This window comes from Microseira wollei NIES-4236, from assembly GCF_020521235.1.
GTDB lineage: Bacteria > Cyanobacteriota > Cyanobacteriia > Cyanobacteriales > Aerosakkonemataceae > Microseira > Microseira wollei.
The window spans coordinates 1-18,813 of record NZ_BLAY01000130.1 but is presented as its reverse complement, the minus strand read 5'-3'; the positions used below and the strand labels follow the sequence as shown (position 1 = coordinate 18,813).

Below are 18,813 nucleotides of genomic sequence, written 5' to 3'. Positions count from 1 at the left end.
TTTACTGCAATTCCGACCGTTTAAACCTCAGCGTAATGGCACCCTTTCCACCCACTTTACCGCCAGTCCCCAACAAACTGACTTGCCCTTCTCCGTTAACTTCCACCGATAGCTCAATCTCGTCTAATTGCATCTTCGAAGAGCCATCGGCTGATTGCATCGCTTGTTGTTCGGCGTGGTTAAATACTTGCCCAATTACTAACAGAAAAGCAGCCATTTCTGCTTGAAGTTTCTCTGCCTTTACCGGAACCCGTTGCTTTCCCCATTCATCCCAGTCATCTACTGGTTCATCTTCATCGAAAGGATTACCTTTATTCTGCCCACTCCGTCCTCCATCGGCAGTCACTGACACAGGAGTTTTATAAGTAACAATCCAAATAACATCTTCCGACATAGTTACTCAAGCAAAAAAATCTAGTTTCTATCATTACATAAGCTAAGCGGCATCGTCTCTCGCCAACTACACTTAGTCAATTTTTGTACAGCAATCGTTAAAACAACCGGGTTCCTCACTATCGGGTTGGGTTTCGTCCCTCAACCCAACCTACTGCTAATTATTACCAATATTCCCTCTCTCACCTGCACACCCGCACACCCGCACACCTGCTTCTTGTTCCCCATCAGCCAAAATTGCCCACTTCTGTGGCACGCTTTTAAAACAGAGAGAGGAACGCAAAAAGTAAAGAAAACATTATCTATGCAAACTCTGCCCCTACCAACCACGTCCAAACCTGCTTACAGCCAAATGTCCACTGACGGCAATATCCAGCGGCGCAAAACCCGTCCCGTCAAGGTGGCGAATATCACCATCGGCGGCGGTTACCCCGTGGTGGTGCAGTCGATGATTAACGAAGATACTCTCGATATCGATGGTTCCGTTGCAGCGATTCGTCGCCTGCACGAGATTGGCTGCGAAATTGTCCGCGTTACCGTCCCCAGTATCGCCCACGCCCAAGCAGTAGGGGAAATTAAGCAAAAACTGCTGCAAACTTACCAACAAGTCCCCCTCGTTGCCGACGTGCATCACAATGGGATGAAAATCGCTTTGGAAGTTGCCAAACACGTGGATAAGGTGCGAATTAATCCTGGGTTATACGTATTTGAAAAACCCAAACCAACTCGCACCGAATACACCCAAGCCGAATTCGACGAAATAGGCGAAAAAATCCGCGAAACTTTGAAACCTTTAGTACTTTCCCTCAAGGAACAAGGCAAGGCAATGCGAATTGGGGTAAACCACGGTTCTTTAGCAGAAAGAATGCTGTTTACCTACGGCGATACTCCGGAAGGAATGGTGCAATCTGCCCTAGAATTTCTCCGGATTTGCGAATCCCTCGACTATCAAAACTTGGTCATTTCCCTCAAAGCTTCCCGCGTCCCCGTGATGGTAGCTGCCTATCGCTTAATGGCACAGCGAATGGATGAGCTAGGTATGGATTATCCCCTGCATTTGGGGGTGACTGAAGCGGGTGATGGCGAGTACGGCAGAATTAAATCTACCGCTGGAATTGGCACTTTGCTAGCAGAAGGCATCGGCGATACGATTCGGGTATCTTTAACCGAAGCACCAGAAAAAGAAATCCCTGTTTGCTACAGCATCCTGCAAGCGTTGGGACTGCGGAAAACAATGGTGGAATATGTCGCTTGTCCTTCTTGCGGTCGCACCTTGTTTAACCTAGAAGAAGTGCTGCACAAAGTTCGCGAAGCCACCAAACATTTAACTGGTTTGGACATAGCAGTAATGGGTTGCATTGTCAATGGCCCAGGCGAAATGGCGGATGCAGATTATGGTTACGTCGGCAAACAGCCAGGATTTATTTCTCTCTATCGAGGTCGGGAAGAAATCAAAAAAGTTCCAGAGGATAAAGGCGTCCTTGAGTTAATTAATTTAATTAAAGCTGACGGACGCTGGGTAGATCCATAAACTGTTGTTGCGATTAAAATTGAAGGAGCAGCATTAATAATACTTGCTGCATCCTTCAGCTAAAAGCCTATGCTACATTGGGCTTACTCAGACTTCTATTATTCTCCTCCGGCTCAGTATTCATGATGGAAATAACAAAACGCGGGCTTGTATTAGGCGCGACAGCAGCAGTACTATCTACTGTCGCCGTAACCAACGCGGGTATTTATCTGTCTCAAAGTCAAGCTTTCTTCAGCGATAGTCCCAAAGAACTGATCGATGAAGTATGGCAGATCGTAGACCGCAACTACGTTGATGGCACGTTCAACCAGGTTGATTGGAAGGCAGTTCGCCAAGAATATCTGAGTCGGAATTATGCCAATAAGCAGGATGCTTATAAGGCAGTCCGGGAAATGCTGGAGAAGCTGCGGGATCCCTACACCCGGTTCATGGACCCGGAAGAGTTCAAGAACATGCAAGTGGAAACCTCCGGGGAACTGACGGGGGTGGGGATTCAACTGGCATTAGATGAAGAAACCAAAAAGCTGGTCGTGATCGCCCCGATTGAAGGGACGCCAGCGGCTAAGGCGGGCGTTCTTGCCAAGGATATCATTACTAAGATCGATGGCAAGAGTACCCAGGACATGGATGTCAACGATGCGGTTGCTTTAATCCGGGGTCAGGCGGGTACGGAAGTGACCTTGACGATTAAGCGCGGCGCTGCGGAAAAGGTATTTAAGCTCAAACGGGAAAGAATCGAAATCCATCCGGTACGCTTCTCGGTCAAGCAAGATATTCCAGGCCAAAAGACAGGTTACATTCGTCTGAACCAGTTTAGCGCCAACGCGGCAGCAGAAATGCGGGCGGCGATTCAGGATTTAGAAAAGCAGGGTGTTACCGGATACGTTCTAGATTTGCGGTCTAACCCAGGCGGTCTGCTTTATGCCAGTGTGGATATTGCCCGGATGTGGATTAAAGATGGGGGCATTGTCTCGACGGTGGATCGGCAAGGTGTGAATTCTCGCGAAAAAGCCAACAACCGTCAACTCACCGATAAACCCCTCGTAGTCCTAGTAGACGGCGGTTCTGCCAGTGCTAGCGAAATTCTATCCGGCGCGCTGCAAGATAACAAGCGCGCCGTCTTAGTCGGAACCAAAACCTTTGGTAAAGGTTTGGTACAATCAGTGCGCGGACTGGGTGACGGTTCCGGACTCGCTGTCACAATTGCTAAGTACTTCACCCCCAGCGGTCGCGATATCAACCACGCCGGTATTGCCCCCGATGTGGTAATCGAACTCTCGGATGCTCAACGGCAAGAGTTGAGCAAAAACCGCGACGAAATCGGCACCGCGAAAGATCCCCAATACGCCAAAGGGATTGAAGTGTTGCAGCAACAAATCGCCCGCCGCAACAGCGGTGGCGGGAATTCGGCAGCATCCCGGTAATTTGAGATTTGAGATTGCAGATTGCAGATTTTAAATTTGCCATCTTAAATCTGCAATCTGCAATTCTTTATTGGGGTTTGCACTTTCCAGAGCGGATGAGTCCGATGCGACGCGCGATCGCATCAGTTTGAGAACCAATCGGCCCCCAGCGTTCTACAATACTGGGGTCTTCTTTTTCTTCCACTTGCGCGCTGGGCAGAATTTCACAATGTCCCTCCGGGCGCTTGACAATATACCAATTTTTTCCATTTTCCATCAGCTGTTGGTTGTAACTTTTATTCTATTTCAAGAATAATTTGAACGAACTGTTTGTGGTCGAACCATTGCGGGAATTCTAAAGTAAGCAATCACATTTTTCGCAATTTTCTCTGGTTCCATGTCAGCGAATCTTTACAATTTCGACCCGCAAACGTGCCAAGAGCAGCTACAGCGTACAGTTCAATATCAGAAGCTCCTAACTAGGATTATTGGTAAAATTCGTGCATCGGTAGAGTTAGAAGCGCTGTGTTCGACCACCTGCCAAGATATTTGTCGGTTACTTGGGATCTCGCGCGTGGCGATTTATCGCTTTAACGAAGACTTCTCAGGCAGCTTTATCAATCGTTTTGGCTTTGCTATTCCGCCTTGGGATAGCTTGAGTGCGTTTGGACAGAATTTAGTTTGGGCAGATAGTCATTTGCAAGAAACCCAAGGGGGAAGATATCGCCAGAATGAACCGTTTGCTGTTGCCGATATCTACAAAGCGGGTCATACGCGCTGTCATATAGAGGTGTTGGAACAGTTTAACATTCGTGCCTATGCGATCGCGCCAATTTTTGTTGGCAATAAGTTGTGGGGGCTACTTGCCGGTTACCAGCATTCCGCACCGCGTCCCTGGTACACTGATGAAATAGAATTTCTGTTCCACGCTGCGATTCATATCGGCGTGGCGATGCAACAAGCGGAAGTTCTCTCTCAAGCGAAACAGCGAACCACCGAACTGCAAGATGCCGTGGCACGACAGCGCGCTTTAACCGAAGTGGTGGGTAATATTCGCTTATCCCTCGCTGCAAAACTGATCTTCGATACCACCTGTAGAGAACTTTGCCAGCTGCTGAAACTAGAAAGAGCGGCAATTTACCGCTTTAATCAAGACTGGAGCGGCGAGTTTATTAGCCAATATGGCATGGTTGATGCCCAATGGCAAAGCGCGACTTTGTTTGGACGCAATCTAGTGTGGGAAGATACCCACCTGCAACAAACCAAAGGCGGACGCTACCGTAACAACGAGACATTTGCGGTAACGGACATCTACAAGATGGGTCATACGCGCTGTCACCTGGATATTTTGGAGCAATTTAAGATTCGAGCTTATGCCCTAGTGCCGATTTTTACCGGACAAAACTTGTGGGGACTTTTAGCAGCTTACCAACATTCAGGTCCGCGTCAGTGGCTGGAATACGAAGTGGAATTTCTCTCTCAAGTTGGCGCACAACTTGGCGTTGCGATCCAACAGGCGGAACTGTTGGAACAATCGAAACAACAAGCGATCGCATTTAGGGATGCGTACGCCAGACAGCGCACACTAACCGAAGTTGTGGGCAAGATTCGCTCGTCTTTAGATACTAACTTAATCCTACAAACCACTTGCCAAGAAGTCTGCAAGCTTTTGAAAGTCGAACGAGTCGCTGTCTATCGCTTTAACAAAGACTGGAGTGGCGAATTTATCAGCCACTATGGCATCCCTGAGATTGAATGGATGGTTACCAATCCCTTTGGGAAAAACTTAGTTTGGGAAGATACCCACCTGCAAGAAACCAAAGGCGGTCGCTATCGCAACAACGAGAACTTCTCGGTTCCTGATATCTACAAGGCAGGACATACGCGCTGTCACTTGGATATTTTAGAGCAATTTAAGATCCGTGCCTATGCTTTGACCCCAATTTTTGTCGGGCGCGATTTATGGGGACTGCTAGCAGCTTACCAACATTCGGGTCCGCGTCAATGGGATACCGTCGAAGTCGAGTTTTTAGGCCAAGTTGCAAGTCAACTGGGGGTAGCAATTCAAAGTTCAGAATTACTGTCTAATACCCAAAATCGGGCAGAAGAGTTGCATCAATCGGCGTCACAGCGTCAAATTCTGTTTGATGTGGTGGCAAAAATTCGCGAATCCCTCGATTTGGAAACAATTTTCAAAACGACTGCACAGGAAGTGCGGCGCATCTCAAAGCTGACCGAGTTGGCGTCTTCCGCTTTCACAGGAATACGAACTTTTGCAGCGGTGAATTTATTGCCGAAGATGTGTTGCCAGAGTTTGAATCCGCGTTAGGCTTTAAGCTAGAAGATCATTGCTTTGGCGAAGATTACGCGCCTCAATATGCTCAAGGACGACTGCCAGCTGTCTCCAATATTAAAAAAGCCTGGTTCCAGGAATGCTATCAAAAATCCCTAGAGCGTTTCCAAATCCAGGCGCAGATCGTCGTACCTCTGATGGAAGGCGATCGCTTGTGGGGACTTTTGTGCGTTCATCAATGCAGCTATCCTCGGAATTGGGAAGACGCGCAACTAGAATTCGTCACTCAAGTGGCGACACAACTAAGCGTTGCACTAAGGCAAGCCAATTTATTGAGTCAAACCCGCGAACAAACCGAAAAGTTAGCACACAGGTTAAACGACTTGCAAAAAGCTCAGTTTCAGATCGTTCAGTCTGAGAAGATGGCAAGTTTGGGTCAACTTGTTGCGGGTCTGGCGCCGGAAATTAGTAACCCCGTTAACTTTATCTACGGCCACCTCGAAAATGCCCATGAATATACTCAATACTTACTCAAATGCTTGCGGCTTTATCGACAATACTATCAAGACCCTGCGCCAGAAATTCAGGCATTTTTGCGGAAAACAGACCTGGGATTTTTGTTTGAAGATCTGCCCCGTTTGTTGCAATCAATGCAGGTCGGAACGGATCGGATTCGCGAAATCGTCACCTCATTACGCAACTTCTCTCGGATAGATGAAGCCGAGGTCAAAGCGGTCAATATTCATGAGGGAATTGACAGTACCTTGATGCTTTTGCAAAACCGCTTGAAACCTTCACTGGAAAGTACCGGCATTCAAGTCGTCAAAGATTATGGTAAATTGCCCCTCGTCGAGTGCTATCCTGGTCAATTGAATCAAGTGTTTATGAATTTGTTTTCGAATGTAATCAATAATTTAGAAGAATACAAAAAGCGGCGATCGCTAGAAGACATCAAAGCGAATCAAAGTCTAATTCGCATTTCTACCTCAGTTATCAATAAAGACTGGGTAGGGATTTATATTGCAGATAATGGTTCCGGAATGACCGAGGAGGTACGCTCTCACCTATTCGAGCCATTTTTTATCACCAAATCTGGAGGAAAAGGCTCTGGATTAGCTCTTTCCATTAGCTACCAAATTGTGACTGACAAACATGGTGGTAAGCTCTCTTGTAACTCGGCACCTGGTGATGGAACCGAGTTTGTAATTGAGATTCCGGTGCGTCAAGATATGTTGAAAAATTCAGCTTAGTAGTAGGTATTGCGATCGCTAGCCAAACAGCTAAACGGAAGTTACCCCAAGCGGGTCAACTTCCGCGAGCGCATCAGTTTAAGAACTTGCTTTTGTCTCTGATAAGCTAATCGTCATTGAAATTGCATCACCGCGTCTCCCCATCTCCCCGTCCGGTGCGTCTTTGGGGCAATCTGCATTATGCAACTTGAAGGCACATCAGCTTATCATGTCCGCGAGAGATCGGTAGTGTATGGATAGCTAATTGCGCTCTTGCTAATTGCTAATTGCTAATTGCCTCCACAGCTGCTCAGTAATTATTGACTGTTTCTTTTTTATTTAGGATTAGCTATTAGCAGTTACACAACCGTTGCTACTGGACATGATATGAAACTAGCCGGAATCGATGACATTTTAGCGAGGCTTCTACGAGCCAAGTACCGGACAAGTTTGAATCTTTAGTTCCCGCTCTAGTAAAGCAGTTAGAAGATTTTGAAAAAGCTTATGGGTACATGACAAAATGTCAGAACTCTGGCAATGGGCAATTAGCAAGCTTGCCAGCTGGCAATTAGTCATCCATACACTACCGATCTCTCGCGGACATGATATTACTTCTATCAAAAGTCAAGGCTAAAGCAGAAAATATACTTGAGTTTTCATATTCCATAAGATAGATAAAAAAATTAAAGCGCGTTGCTTGCACCCTGTTAAGCTTTAAACTTTTAGTTACTGCATAATCTTTGAACAAATAATGACTCTAACATCTTCGATTAACAACGCTGGGCGACTGCAACTGAATCCGTTGGCAATACCGCATCGTCTGCTACTTGGTCCTGGTCCCTCGAATGCTCATCCCGCCGTTCTCCAGGCGATGAGTACCTCCCCTGTGGGGCATCTCGACCCAGCATTTCTGGCGCTGATGGACGAAATTCAGGCACTGCTGCGCTATGTTTGGCAGACAGAAAATCCCCTGACGATTGCTGTCAGCGGCACGGGGACGGCGGCGATGGAAGCAACGATTGCTAACGCCACCTCACCCGGTGATGTGGTGCTGGTAGGTGTCGCTGGTTACTTCGGTAACCGCTTGGTTGATATGGCGGGACGCTATGGTGCTGATGTGCAAAAGATTACCAAACCCTGGGGGGAAGTTTTCTCCCTGGAGGAACTGCGAACAGCTGTAGAAACTTATCGTCCGGCGATTCTGGCGTTAGTCCATGCCGAGACATCAACGGGGGCGCGTCAACCGTTAGAAGGCCTGGGCGACCTTTGTCGCGAATTTGACTGTCTGTTATTAGTAGATACCGTAACCAGTTTGGGTGGCGTGCCGTTATTTTTGGATGAATGGAAAGTTGACCTCGCTTATAGCTGTAGCCAAAAAGGGTTAGGTTGTCCGCCGGGAGCTTCGCCATTTACAATCGGTTCCCGTGGGATGGAAAAATTGCAGCGACGCCGCGACAAAGTGGCGAATTGGTATTTGGATATGAATTTGTTGGGTAAGTATTGGGGTAGCGAACGCATCTATCACCACACCGCCCCGATCAATCTATACTACGCTTTGCGGGAAGCATTGCGTTTGGTTGCCCAAGAAGGAGTAGAAAACTGCTGGACTCGCCATCAAAAGAACGCCGAATATCTGTGGCAGAAATTAGAAGATTTTGGACTTAGTTTGCACGTCGAGCCACAATTCCGCCTACCAACTCTCACGACGGTTCGCATTCCAGATGGTGTGGATGGTAAAGCAATTCAACGCCGCTTGCTGAATGAATACAACATTGAAATTGGGGGAGGATTGGGCGAACTTGCTGGTAAAGTTTGGCGGATTGGTTTGATGGGTTATAACAGTAGTCCAGAAAGTGTTGACCGACTCTTGTCAGCACTGGGCGAAGTTTTACCTAATTGATGCTTGTTTAAACTGGATGAGAACATGGGTTGTTGGCGCTTGTTCTCATTCAAATATGCTAAAACTGGCATATGGAAACCAGATATCCGCCAAGTTATGGGTTATGCTCTGTAGCAAGCACAATGCGGTGAGAAGCATCCAGAGGTAAAGCCGCTCAAAGGCTTCAAAGGGGCTGCAGTTTTGTGTCAGCGGCATGTTAGCTAATCGCAAGGCGCGCTCTAGCTATTGCCGATGGGAGTTTTTATGAATTTTTTCGACAGTTAGACTACAAGTGCCAACTGTACGGGTCACTCCTTTTGATCGTTTCCCGCTGGTTTCCGAGTTCTACAACTTGTCATTGTTGTGGTGAAGTGAAACAGTCTTTATCTCTGTATGAGCGGATTTTTCACTGTGAAAAATGTGGTTGGAAGGGAGATAGAGACTTGAATGCAGCGCTCAATGGGAGAGCGAGTAGGGAGAGCTGCTCCCGAAGTTACGCCTCTTGACTGTTTTCGCCGACTCCCAAGGTGGAAGCAGGAAGTCCAGCCGACACAAGTCTCATAGGTAGATTTGAGATTGTTTGACAGAGCGGCTAATCATGGTAAGATAATGCAGCTATACCAAATCCGGGTTGATTACCTCCTTTATTCTCTATCCTCTTAATCCTCTTATTCTTCTTGGCGTTCTACTCTTCTAGAACCCGCTATCGCATCTATGACTTCTAGGCGCTTCCGTAAAAAGGGGATAGTTAACCCGGATTTAGTATTATAATACGCTGTTGCTACCAGCGCCTTGCCTTTCTGATTACGGTCATGCTTCTCGTGCAGAACCGTGAATTTATCCTGCCTTTATGTTAGAAAAAATCAATCGTTACGCTCACGGTTTTGTAGCTGTTCCAGTAATTCTGGCTTGTAAACAAAAAGGTCTTTTTGAACTCCTACAGCATCAGGGTTCGCTGAATTTAGAACAAATCACCGAGCGCCTGGGGGCAAATAGCGGACACCTCCAAGTGGCTTTGAGGATGATGCGATCGCTCAATTGGCTCTCACGAAATGAGGCCGGACAGTATTCTCTAACATATGAGGCCGAGCTTCACAAAAAGATCCCAGAAGACATCCTTTCCTTGTATCGCCTGCCTGTAGAGTCTTACCTAAAGGGAGAGCAGCAGCCAGCTCTTCTCAAAGATTGGATCGAGCGTTCCAGCCAGCGGTGGAATGTTGAAGACCCAATGATAGTAGATTTCTTAGATGGGATGCTGGTCATCCCTATTTTGCTTGCGCTCCACAAGTTGGCTGTACTTGTGGAAAACGAAGGTAGGCGCTTGTTCTCAGAATTGAGCGCTCCCGTGCGCCAGGAGTTGTGGCAACTGTTTGAGAGCAAAGGGTGGGCACATCAGAAAGAAGGTCATTGCGGCCTCACTGATGTCGGTCGATTTATAGCAGACCGAGCCTTGATTACCGGAATCACAGCTTCCTACACCTAAAAAATTCGGGAGATTGGTAGCCCCGTCAATTCATTGCGGGGCGGAAAATCGACACGAGCGGTTTTAACCGCAGTCAATATTAAGCTTAATTAATGTTAGCTTTAGAATTGAGAGTATAGTATACAATTTCAGAATCAATTCATTGGAGGTGACAACAATTGGCTAAAAGTAAGACATCAACATTCGTAACAGAACTGCCATTGATTGCAGATAGCTTGCAAGAAAAGCAATTACTATCTCGGTTTCAAGCAGCACGGCAACTATACAATGCCTGCCTCAACTCAGCAATGGCAAGAATGAACCTGGTACGTAACTGTGAAACTTACCAATTAGCCAAACAAATAGATCGCCAGTCAAAAAAAGCGAGAAGCGACGCCTTCACCGCCGCAAGGAGAGCTTATAGATATTCCGATTACGACATTCAAGCTTATGCAACAATAGTTAGCAATCGTTCCCAATGGATAGCTCAACTAATTGACTCCAATACCCAACAAACCTTAGCCACCAGAGCTTTTAGAGCTAGCGAAAAAGTTTTGTTTAGCAGAGCCAAGAATGTCCGTTATAAAGTACCGACTAGATTTAGAAGCATTGAAGGCAAAACTAACAAGCAAGGCGTCAGGTGGAAAGATAACCAGTTGGTTTGGGGTAAATTAAAACTGTTGCCGCTCATCGACGAGGACAACCCTGTAATTCAACATGGTTTAAATTCCCCAGTCAAATACGTTCGTCTGCTGTGGCGGGAGTTGAACGGTAAGCGACGATGGTACGTTCAGCTAATTAACTCAGGATTGCCATATCAAAAACAGAAAAACTATGTGGCTGATGGAGTGATTGGTTTAGACCTTAATATTTCAAATATTGCCTTCGTCGGCGATAACAAAGCTGGAATACTCCCATTCGCGGATAAAGTACCAACTTACGAGCGGGATATTATTACCTTACAGCGTCAGATGCAACGTTCTCAACGTTGCTCAAACCCTCAAAACTATGAAACTGACTTTACTGCCAGTGCCGGACGCAAATCTGTTGTTAAAAAAGGTAAGCACAAGAAAGGAAAACAACAATGGAAAAAGTCTAAAACCTATCAAAAAATATCCAGGAAGAAGAGGGAATTAGAACGCCGTAAGAGTGCTTATGCCAAGTCTCAGAACCGTAGAATTGTTAACGAGATTTTGAGGCATGGTAAGCACATCAAAACCGAAAATGTATCGGTGAGATCGTGGCAGAAGCGCTACGGTAAGGCAATTAGTGCTAAATCTCCTGGTTTTGTTCAATCCGAGTTGGCTCGCTCTTGCTGAAAGTGCTGGCGGGTCATTCATAAAGTTTTCTACCCAAAAAACGGCACTGTCGCAAACTCATTTGACAGGTGAACGCATCAAGAAAAAACTTTCAGAGCGCGTTCATTTTGACCAAGCGGGATTTGCGATGCACCGCGATCTATGGAGTGCTTATTTGAGTAGATTTGTCAATGAGGAAGATGTCCTTCTATTGCATCTCGCTGTTGAACAGTGGGAGAGGTCGGAGCCTTACTTGCACGAGGCTTGGAAGGATTTTCAAACAAACCGCGAACAATTAGGCGCGTCCGAACGTAGGCAGTCTCATTCTCCCTTGGAGCGGTCAAGGGCCGAGTCAGGAAATGTTAACCAGATAGCTATTTTTCGAGCGAAAAGCTAACTTTAATTCCTGGCCTGATTCCCCGCATCTTCAGAGCGGGGAGTGGCTCAATCCCATGTTATCTCGGATACCAGAGTTGCTGTTTGGCGACGGTCAGTCTGTGTTTTCCAGAGATGCTTCGGGTCACGAAACCCACGTTGATCGCACCCTGAACGTGGTAGCCAGTGGATTTCAGCACGAGAAGTATTTTGCTGATCTAGAGAATATCATCCTCTCTATTTTCAATCGGCTGCCTTATGAAGAGCAGCCGAACTACATTGTCGATATGGGGTGCGGGGATGGAACGCTTTTAAAGCGGGTCTACGAAACCATACGGTCGAAGTCCGCCAGAGGTAAAGTGCTAGATCTGTATCCTCTGCGCGCGATCGGGGTGGACTATAACGAAGCGTCAATAACTGCGACAGCACGCACCCTGGCAGGTATCCCCCATCTAGTTCTCAAAGGAGATATAGGCGACCCGGAGGAAATGGTGGCTTCCTTGAGGCAGCATGGCATTAACGACCCCGAAAATATCCTTCACATTCGGTCGTTTCTAGACCACGATCGCCATTTTATCTATCCCCAAAATTTAGAGAAGGCACAAGCGCGCACACACCTTTCATATGAAAATGTTTCTGTAGATGTCCAAGGGAATCTAATACCGCCGCATGTCACCGTGCAAAGCTTGGTGGAACACTTGGAACGGTGGGCCAGAATTGTCACAAAGCACGAGCTGATTATTTTGGAGGTTCACTCAACAGAAGCCCAGACCGTCAACAAGTTTTTAGACAAAAGCGAGAATTTGCATTTCGATGCCTACCACGCATTTTCCATGCAGCATCTCGTAGAAGCAGATGTTTTTCTGATGGCGGCAGCAGAAGTCGGACTTTTTCCGAAGTTCGAGTTCTCCAAGCGATACCCCAAAACCTTTCCTTTTACCCGCATCACTCTAAATTGCTTTGAGAAAAGACCTTACACGATCCGTCACCCCAATTTGTCAGATCTGCCAGCTTTAGTCAATTTGGAAGCTAAGTGCTGGCCAGAACATTTACAGGCATCGGGTGATGAAATCCGACAACGAATCGAACGCTTTCCGAACGGCCATTGCGTTCTAGAAATGGACGGTCAATTGGTGGGAGTCATGTATTCCCAAAGGATTTCCAGTGCGGATATACTGAGAAACACCACTTACGCGGAAGTTCCATCGCTGCACGACCCTCAAGCGCCAGTCATCCAATTTCTTGCCATAAATGTACTCCCGGAAATGCAAGATAAAGGCTTGGGCGATCGCCTCCGAGAGTTTATACTACAGTTGTGCGCCCTAAAAGGCGGCATCGAGGGCGTGGTGGCGGTGACTCGCTGCAAAAACTATGTCAGTCAGGCCCATATTCCCATCTAAACTGCGGGGTACTCCCGCTAGACCGCGTAGCGGTTAGCGGTGAGGGGGATAGCAGGTGAGCGAGGAATCCCACCCCCGACCAATTTTGGTTAACACCCTGCATAGGAAGTGGGGTGGGTGACGAGTGAACAATTAATCTTTGCTTGTGGGTTTAATCCGACCTTTGAGAGTTCTGATATAACTTCGCAGTATCTCTGTCTGCGTTCGATTTGTTTGCTCTGCATATTATTTCAGTATTTGTAATTCTTCATCAGGAAGTCTAATAGTAAGCTTATTCATATTGATTTGTACGACTATTTGCTGTACAATGTTATCATGCTTTTAACTTACCAGTATCGATTGCAACCAACTACCGAACAGGCGGCGACCTTGAGCCACTGGGGAGAATTATTGCGTCGTCACTGGAACTATACTCTAGGTCAAAGGTTGGATTGGTTGCGTCGCACCAGATGTCAGATTGACCGATGTAGTCTAATATCAGAGCCGATTGGTGATATTCCGGGCTCGGTTGATTACTATTCACAAGCTGCTGACCTCAAAGAAACTAAGCGGTTATTTCCTGAATACAAAGACATTTATGCTGACTGCCAACAACAGAATTTAATGCGGTTAGATAAAGCATGGAAACGCTGGTTAGTTCCCGATAAAACTGGTAAGAGAGGAGGTAAACCAAGATTTAAAAAACCGGGCGACATTTGCTCTTTGACATTTCCTAGAGTCAATAATCCCAAAGCAGGAGCGCATCTCATTGGCAGCACTTTAAAGTTGTCTAAAATTGGTGAAATACCAGTTATCTTGCATCGTCCAATTCCTGACGGTTTCGAGATTAAACAGGCGACAATTATCAGTAAAGCTGATGGTTGGTATGTCAGTTTTTCGCTGGAAGATAACATCGTTCCTTCTCCTATTCCGGTTGACGAAATCAAGTCGGCTTGCGGCATTGATGTGGGGCTGGAGAAATTTCTGACAACTAGCTCAGGTGAAGCGGTTGCTGTTCCTCAGTTTTACCGTAAATCTACTGCTGTTTTAGCTCGTATTCAACGGCAATTATCCAGAAAGGAAAAAGGGTCTAAGAACTATTCATTACAGGCGAACAAAGTAGCTAGACTGCATCTGCATATCGCACGGGCAAGGAAAGATTTTCATTACTTGGTAGCTCATTGGTTATGTGTAAATTACGATTTAATTGGATTCGAGAAATTAAATATCAAAGGTCTGGCTAGAACTAGACTAGCTAAATCGATACTGGATGTGGCTTGGGGCGCATTCTTGAATATATTGCAAGCAGTAGCGGTAAGACGCGGTAAGCATACTCAAGAAGTCGATGCTAGAGGCACAAGTATCGAGTGTTTTAATTGCGGCGAAAGAGTGGTTAAAGATTTGTCGGTTCGAGTTCATAATTGTCCGAATTGTGAAGTTAGTTTGTCCAGGGACTTAAACGCTAGTCTGGTAATTCTTAAACGGACGGTAGGACAACCGTTTGCTGCCTGTGGAGGCAAGCGTGGATGCACAGCCCGTGAAGCAGGAACTCTTATTCGTGAGTTTAAGAAGCCCCCGCCAGACCGCCTAAGCGGTTGGCGGTGGGAGTTGTCACAGAAGAATACATCCATCAGCGGAAGGATAGTGGACAGCTTTTAGACCCTATTTTGCGCTTCCATGAAGAGGGCAAAGCCAAGATCAGGGCAATAATTCAGAATTACCGTCCAGAAGATAGGGATAATCTGGGAAATGGTATTTTAATTGAATATGACATTCACTCGCGCCAGCCAAAGCATTCCCTTGCAGCAGTCAGAGAGGAGAGTTGGCGCGTACGCAAGCCATTAGAGCTAAGGGAAAACGAAACCTTAGACGAACTCGTCAAAGATTGCATCCGTTTGGTGATAGGCGACGAGCGTATGGCAGCTTTTGCTCCAAAACGGCCACTGATGGAGATGGGATTGGACTCTCTAGATCTTTTGGAACTCAAAACGATCCTTTCCCAGCGCCTGGGTTGGGAGCTTGAACCCACTTTCTTCTTTCAGTACAGTACGCCAGAAGCAATCGCTCGTTACGTTGACAAGCCAATGTCAACAACAGGTACAAATATTATTGAAAAGTCAGTATCAGCTATTGGGTCCGCTGCCAAAAAAGTGGAAGGTAAGCATTCTTACGAGCCACCAGAAGTTACAGCTTCTGATGAAGATATAGTGGCGATTATTGGTATGGCGTGCCGGTTCCCCGGAGCGAATAACATTGAAGAATATTGGTCACTATTGCACTCCGGGATTGACGCGATCTCGGAAGTTCCCCCAACGCGATGGGACATAAAGCAATATTACAAGTCGGGGCAATTGCAACCAGGCACAATATCAACTAAGTATGGCGGATTTCTAGAACAATTTGACCAATTTGATCCAAATTTTTTCAGAATAGCACCCAGAGAAGTTACCCATACAGATCCCCAGCAACGAATTTTGTTGGAAACTTGTTGGTCAGCTCTAGAAAATGCAGGAATTAATCCAGAAACTTTAGCTGGTACGCAAACTGGAGTGTTCGTTGGCATCTTTTCCCATGACTATGAGCTACTCCAAGTCAAACAATATGACCCTCAAGACTATGAAGCCTATTTCGCCACAGGAAACTCTGCTTCTATAGCTGCTGGAAGATTGTCATACTTTTTTGGCTTCACCGGACCTGCACTTTCTGTTGATACAGCCTGCTCATCATCACTCGTCGCCGTTCATTTAGCCAGCCAAAGCTTGCGGAATGGAGAATGCAATATCGCTCTGGCATCAGGGGTAAATCTTTTGTTGTCTCCCGAACTGAGCATTACTTTTTCGTCTGCAGGAATGCTATCACCAGATGGTCGCTGCAAAACCTTTGATGCTTCGGCTAATGGTTATGTTCGCTCTGAAGGTTGCGGCGTTGTTGTCTTGAAGCGTCTTTCCCAGGCAATAGCTGACAACGATAATATTCTGGCCCTCATCAGGGGATGTGCGATTAATCAGGACGGTGCCAGCAACGGTTTGACTGCACCTAATGGACTTTCTCAGGAAGCAGTGATTCGCAAAGCATTATCTGTTGCAGGTGTTTCCCCTTCAGAGATCTCGTATGTTGAAGCCCACGGCACGGGTACATCCTTGGGAGATCCAGTTGAGGTGAAAGCTCTGGAAGTCGTTTACGGACAAGAAGGGTGGAGAAGCCCAGAGCAACCGCTCATAATAGGCTCGGTGAAGACAAATATTGGGCATACGGAAGCGGCGGCTGGCATTGCTGGATTAATCAAAGTTGTTTTGTCAATGCAAAACAACTTTATACCGCCGCACCTGCATTTTAAAGAAGTAAATCCGCACATAACAATAGACCGAATTCCAGCCATTATTCCCGCCTCTGGTATGGAATGGCAAAAGAGTGCATCAGGATTGCCGCGTCTTGCTGGAATAAGCTCGTTTGGTTTTAGCGGAACAAATGCCCACGTCATCCTTCAGGAGGCACCAGTATTAGCGCCAGCGGCTGCAAAAGTAGAGCGTTCTTGTCATGTATTGACAATATCGGCAAAAACCGAGAAGGCTCTTTTGGAACTATTGCAAGCTTATCAAGCTTATCTGGAGTTGGATTCAGAGATATCGCTGGCTGATGTGTGTTTTACAACAAACGCAGGGCGGACGCATTTTGAGTACCGCCTTGCTGTTGTAGCCGAGTCTAACCAACAGTTGCGCGATGAATTGAGTGCTTTCGCTACAGGTAAGGAGACTGTCAGACTGGTCAGCGGACAGCAAAACAGCAATAAACCTCCGAAAATAGCATTTCTCTTCACTGGTCAAGGGTCGCAGTCCATCGGTATGGGACGCCAACTCTATGAACTTTCGCCTACCTTCCGTCAAACCATTGACCGCTGCGACTTGATTCTGCGTTCCTATCTGGACGAACCTTTGCTGAATGTTCTCTATCCAGAACCAGGAAAAACCTCACCTATAAATGAAACAGCCTACACCCAACCCGCCTTATTTGCCCTAGAGTATGCCTTGGCACAGTTATGGCAATCCTGGGGCATTAAACCGACAGTGGTTATGGGTCACAGCGTTGGGGAATATGTCGCTGCTTGTGTGGCAGGCGTCTTTAGTTTAGAAGATGGTCTGATGCTGATTGCTGCACGGGGACGACTGATGCAGGCTTTGCCACAAGATGGGGAAATGGTCGCCTTATTAGCCTCCGAACATCAGGTAGCCCCAGTCATTCAACCCTATTTACAAGAAGTGGCGATCGCCGCTATTAACGGTCCCCAAAGTGTGGTCATATCCGGAAAGCGCCAGACAATCCGCTTGGTAGTTGCACAGCTAGAAGCAATGGGAATCAAGACTACACCTTTGCAGGTGTCCCATGCGTTTCATTCCCCCTTAATAGAGCCAATGCTGGAGGAGTTTGCGCGAGTAGCAAGTAAATTGACACTCCGCCGCTTAAAAGACGGCGGATTCTTCGTTCACCGAGCGATCTTGCTCAGGCTTGTTGCCAAGTCTGCGTAGAGGATCTTCTCTCCCGAAGCGTTAATTTCCGTGTGTCCCACGGTATTTGCTAAGTGATAGCCAGTCTGTTTCAGCGCCTTATCCAAAATGTTAATTGCCGCATTACGATCGCGGTCTAAGCAGCATCCACACTGGCAAATGTGAGTACGTACAGATAGCGACTTTTTCACAATTGCACCGCAGTTAGAGCAGTTTTGAGAAGTATATTGCGGCGGTACTCCCACCACAATTCGACCGTAAACCTTGCCCAAATACTGCAACCACGCTCGTGAACTGCGACCAAGCGGCATCGCTAATAGACTTGGCTAAATGGCGGTTTTTCACCATGTTTTGGACTTGTAGTTTCTCAAACGCCACTTGCATCGGGTAGGGTCGAGGGAGGTTATTACTAACCTCTCCCTCCCCTCCGAAACCGTGCTTGCGAGTTTCCCCGCACACGGCTACTCAATGTGTTTTCCCTTGTCACTGTGGGACTTCCTGCCCGTTTGACTTTTGATAACCGGAATGTCGTTTATCCACTCCCATTCTACTTTTTCCCACTGTTGGGCTAATTTATTGAAATTTTTGGAGTGTTCTTTCTTCCGAATTTTTATTAGGTCAATAGCAGTCTTTTCATCGTGGCAGTGCCGATGTAACAGTTGTAGATTTTTATACTCGTCCCTACCGCCAAGGGCTTTAGGGATTTTGTGGTCTACTTCCATCACATCCCATTCTTGGAAGCTTAATCCGCACCAGGGACACTTTCCCTTTTGTTGTTGGAGCAACGCCGCCTTTCGACTAGGCATTTGAGGGTGAGTCCCTAATCTTGAACTCCAGTAAACTAGGTCGCCGTCGAATGGACTTTTATCGCCTTTAACTTTCACATAGTCAGTGCTACTGCAACTAAACTCACTATGTTTTAGTAACCTCAGGGGGTTCGCTTCTCCCTTCTTGGTTGCGAATACCCAGTTATCGCCATCTATGGATGTCCAATACCTTTGATGTCCGGCGTTGATATTTCCACAGCGGCGGAATGCCCATCTACGAAGTTTCAGGTATGTGAGGTAAT

12 protein-coding genes and 4 pseudogenes are annotated in these 18,813 nt (G+C 46.7%); 12 read left to right on the top strand and 4 right to left on the bottom strand.

Annotated elements, in window-relative coordinates:
• Window position 1: 1 nt before the first annotated feature.
• Complete coding sequence (locus tag MiSe_RS33215) at window positions 2-394, bottom strand: Pepco domain-containing protein (protein WP_226588147.1); 393 nt, start codon at window positions 392-394, stop codon at window positions 2-4.
• A gap of 303 nt (window positions 395-697) precedes the next feature.
• Here MiSe_RS33215 and ispG point away from each other — a divergent pair, with 303 nt between their 5' ends.
• A complete protein-coding gene (ispG, locus tag MiSe_RS33210) occupies window positions 698-1,924 on the top strand; it encodes a (E)-4-hydroxy-3-methylbut-2-enyl-diphosphate synthase (RefSeq protein ID WP_226588145.1) in 1,227 nt (408 codons plus the stop codon).
• 125 nt (window positions 1,925-2,049) lie between these two features.
• Window positions 2,050-3,348 carry a carboxyl-terminal processing protease CtpC gene (gene ctpC / locus MiSe_RS33205; RefSeq protein ID WP_226588171.1) on the top strand — a complete coding sequence of 433 codons (1,299 nt, stop codon included), beginning with the start codon at window positions 2,050-2,052 and terminating at the stop codon, window positions 3,346-3,348.
• A gap of 67 nt (window positions 3,349-3,415) precedes the next feature.
• On the opposite strand, the gene MiSe_RS33200 is transcribed toward ctpC, so the two are convergent.
• Window positions 3,416-3,604: a DDE transposase family protein gene (locus MiSe_RS33200; protein ID WP_226588143.1), complete on the bottom strand. Its 189-nt coding sequence runs from the start codon at window positions 3,602-3,604 to the stop codon at window positions 3,416-3,418.
• Window positions 3,605-3,724: 120 nt separating this feature from the next.
• Here MiSe_RS33200 and MiSe_RS33195 point away from each other — a divergent pair, with 120 nt between their 5' ends.
• The 10 genes and pseudogenes from MiSe_RS33195 (at window position 3,725) to MiSe_RS33145 (ending at window position 17,765) form a co-directional block, all read left to right on the top strand.
• Window positions 3,725-5,656, top strand: coding sequence for a GAF domain-containing protein (locus tag MiSe_RS33195; RefSeq protein WP_226588141.1), 1,932 nt, complete (start codon window positions 3,725-3,727; stop codon window positions 5,654-5,656).
• Window positions 5,608-5,877 (top strand): annotated as a pseudogene (locus MiSe_RS33190) (GAF domain-containing protein); the annotation flags it as partial. The gene MiSe_RS33195 and the pseudogene MiSe_RS33190, both read left to right, overlap by 49 nt.
• Window positions 5,878-6,042: 165 nt before the next feature.
• Window positions 6,043-6,870: a sensor histidine kinase gene (locus tag MiSe_RS33185; RefSeq protein WP_226588169.1), complete on the top strand. Its 828-nt coding sequence runs from the start codon at window positions 6,043-6,045 to the stop codon at window positions 6,868-6,870.
• 730 nt (window positions 6,871-7,600) lie between these two features.
• Entirely contained in the window at window positions 7,601-8,749 is a 1,149-nt protein-coding gene (locus MiSe_RS33180; protein WP_226588139.1) for an alanine--glyoxylate aminotransferase family protein, read from the top strand.
• A gap of 296 nt (window positions 8,750-9,045) precedes the next feature.
• A complete protein-coding gene (locus MiSe_RS33175) occupies window positions 9,046-9,234 on the top strand; it encodes a zinc ribbon domain-containing protein (RefSeq protein WP_264196751.1) in 189 nt (62 codons plus the stop codon).
• A gap of 344 nt (window positions 9,235-9,578) precedes the next feature.
• Window positions 9,579-10,211 (top strand): methyltransferase family protein, encoded by a 633-nt coding sequence (locus MiSe_RS33170; protein ID WP_226588138.1) that lies wholly within the window; start codon window positions 9,579-9,581, stop codon window positions 10,209-10,211.
• Between the two features lie 158 nt (window positions 10,212-10,369).
• Window positions 10,370-11,885: pseudogene (locus tag MiSe_RS33165) on the top strand (nuclease/transposase family protein).
• 55 nt (window positions 11,886-11,940) lie between these two features.
• Window positions 11,941-13,263, top strand: coding sequence for a GNAT family N-acetyltransferase (locus MiSe_RS33155; RefSeq protein ID WP_226588135.1), 1,323 nt, complete (start codon window positions 11,941-11,943; stop codon window positions 13,261-13,263).
• A gap of 315 nt (window positions 13,264-13,578) precedes the next feature.
• Window positions 13,579-14,833, top strand: a pseudogene (locus MiSe_RS33150) (RNA-guided endonuclease InsQ/TnpB family protein).
• Between the two features lie 10 nt (window positions 14,834-14,843).
• Complete coding sequence (locus tag MiSe_RS33145) at window positions 14,844-17,765, top strand: type I polyketide synthase (RefSeq protein WP_226588134.1); 2,922 nt, start codon at window positions 14,844-14,846, stop codon at window positions 17,763-17,765.
• On the opposite strand, the pseudogene MiSe_RS33140 reads toward MiSe_RS33145, so the two are convergent.
• Together MiSe_RS33140 and MiSe_RS33135 are read right to left on the bottom strand one after the other, a co-directional pair.
• Window positions 17,723-18,122 (bottom strand): annotated as a pseudogene (locus MiSe_RS33140) (RNA-guided endonuclease InsQ/TnpB family protein); the annotation flags it as partial. The gene MiSe_RS33145 and the pseudogene MiSe_RS33140 sit on opposite strands and share 43 nt — an antisense overlap.
• An 83-nt stretch (window positions 18,123-18,205) precedes the next feature.
• Window positions 18,206-18,813 (bottom strand): HNH endonuclease (locus tag MiSe_RS33135; protein WP_226588133.1); only part of this gene is annotated, 608 nt, incomplete at its 5' end.

What these genes read in the sequence shown, in the direction of transcription:
- MiSe_RS33180 (WP_226588139.1), top strand. Translation starts at nt 7,601, where the DNA reads ATGACTCTAACATCTTCGATTAACAACGCTGGGCGACTGCAACTGAAT.
- ctpC (WP_226588171.1), top strand. Translation starts at nt 2,050, where the DNA reads ATGGAAATAACAAAACGCGGGCTTGTATTAGGCGCGACAGCAGCAGTA.
- MiSe_RS33195 (WP_226588141.1), top strand. Translation starts at nt 3,725, where the DNA reads ATGTCAGCGAATCTTTACAATTTCGACCCGCAAACGTGCCAAGAGCAG.
- MiSe_RS33185 (WP_226588169.1), top strand. Translation starts at nt 6,043, where the DNA reads ATGGCAAGTTTGGGTCAACTTGTTGCGGGTCTGGCGCCGGAAATTAGT.
- MiSe_RS33215 (WP_226588147.1), bottom strand. Translation starts at nt 394, where the DNA reads ATGTCGGAAGATGTTATTTGGATTGTTACTTATAAAACTCCTGTGTCA.
- MiSe_RS33200 (WP_226588143.1), bottom strand. Translation starts at nt 3,604, where the DNA reads ATGGAAAATGGAAAAAATTGGTATATTGTCAAGCGCCCGGAGGGACAT.
- ispG (WP_226588145.1), top strand. Translation starts at nt 698, where the DNA reads ATGCAAACTCTGCCCCTACCAACCACGTCCAAACCTGCTTACAGCCAA.
- MiSe_RS33155 (WP_226588135.1), top strand. Translation starts at nt 11,941, where the DNA reads ATGTTATCTCGGATACCAGAGTTGCTGTTTGGCGACGGTCAGTCTGTG.
- MiSe_RS33170 (WP_226588138.1), top strand. Translation starts at nt 9,579, where the DNA reads ATGTTAGAAAAAATCAATCGTTACGCTCACGGTTTTGTAGCTGTTCCA.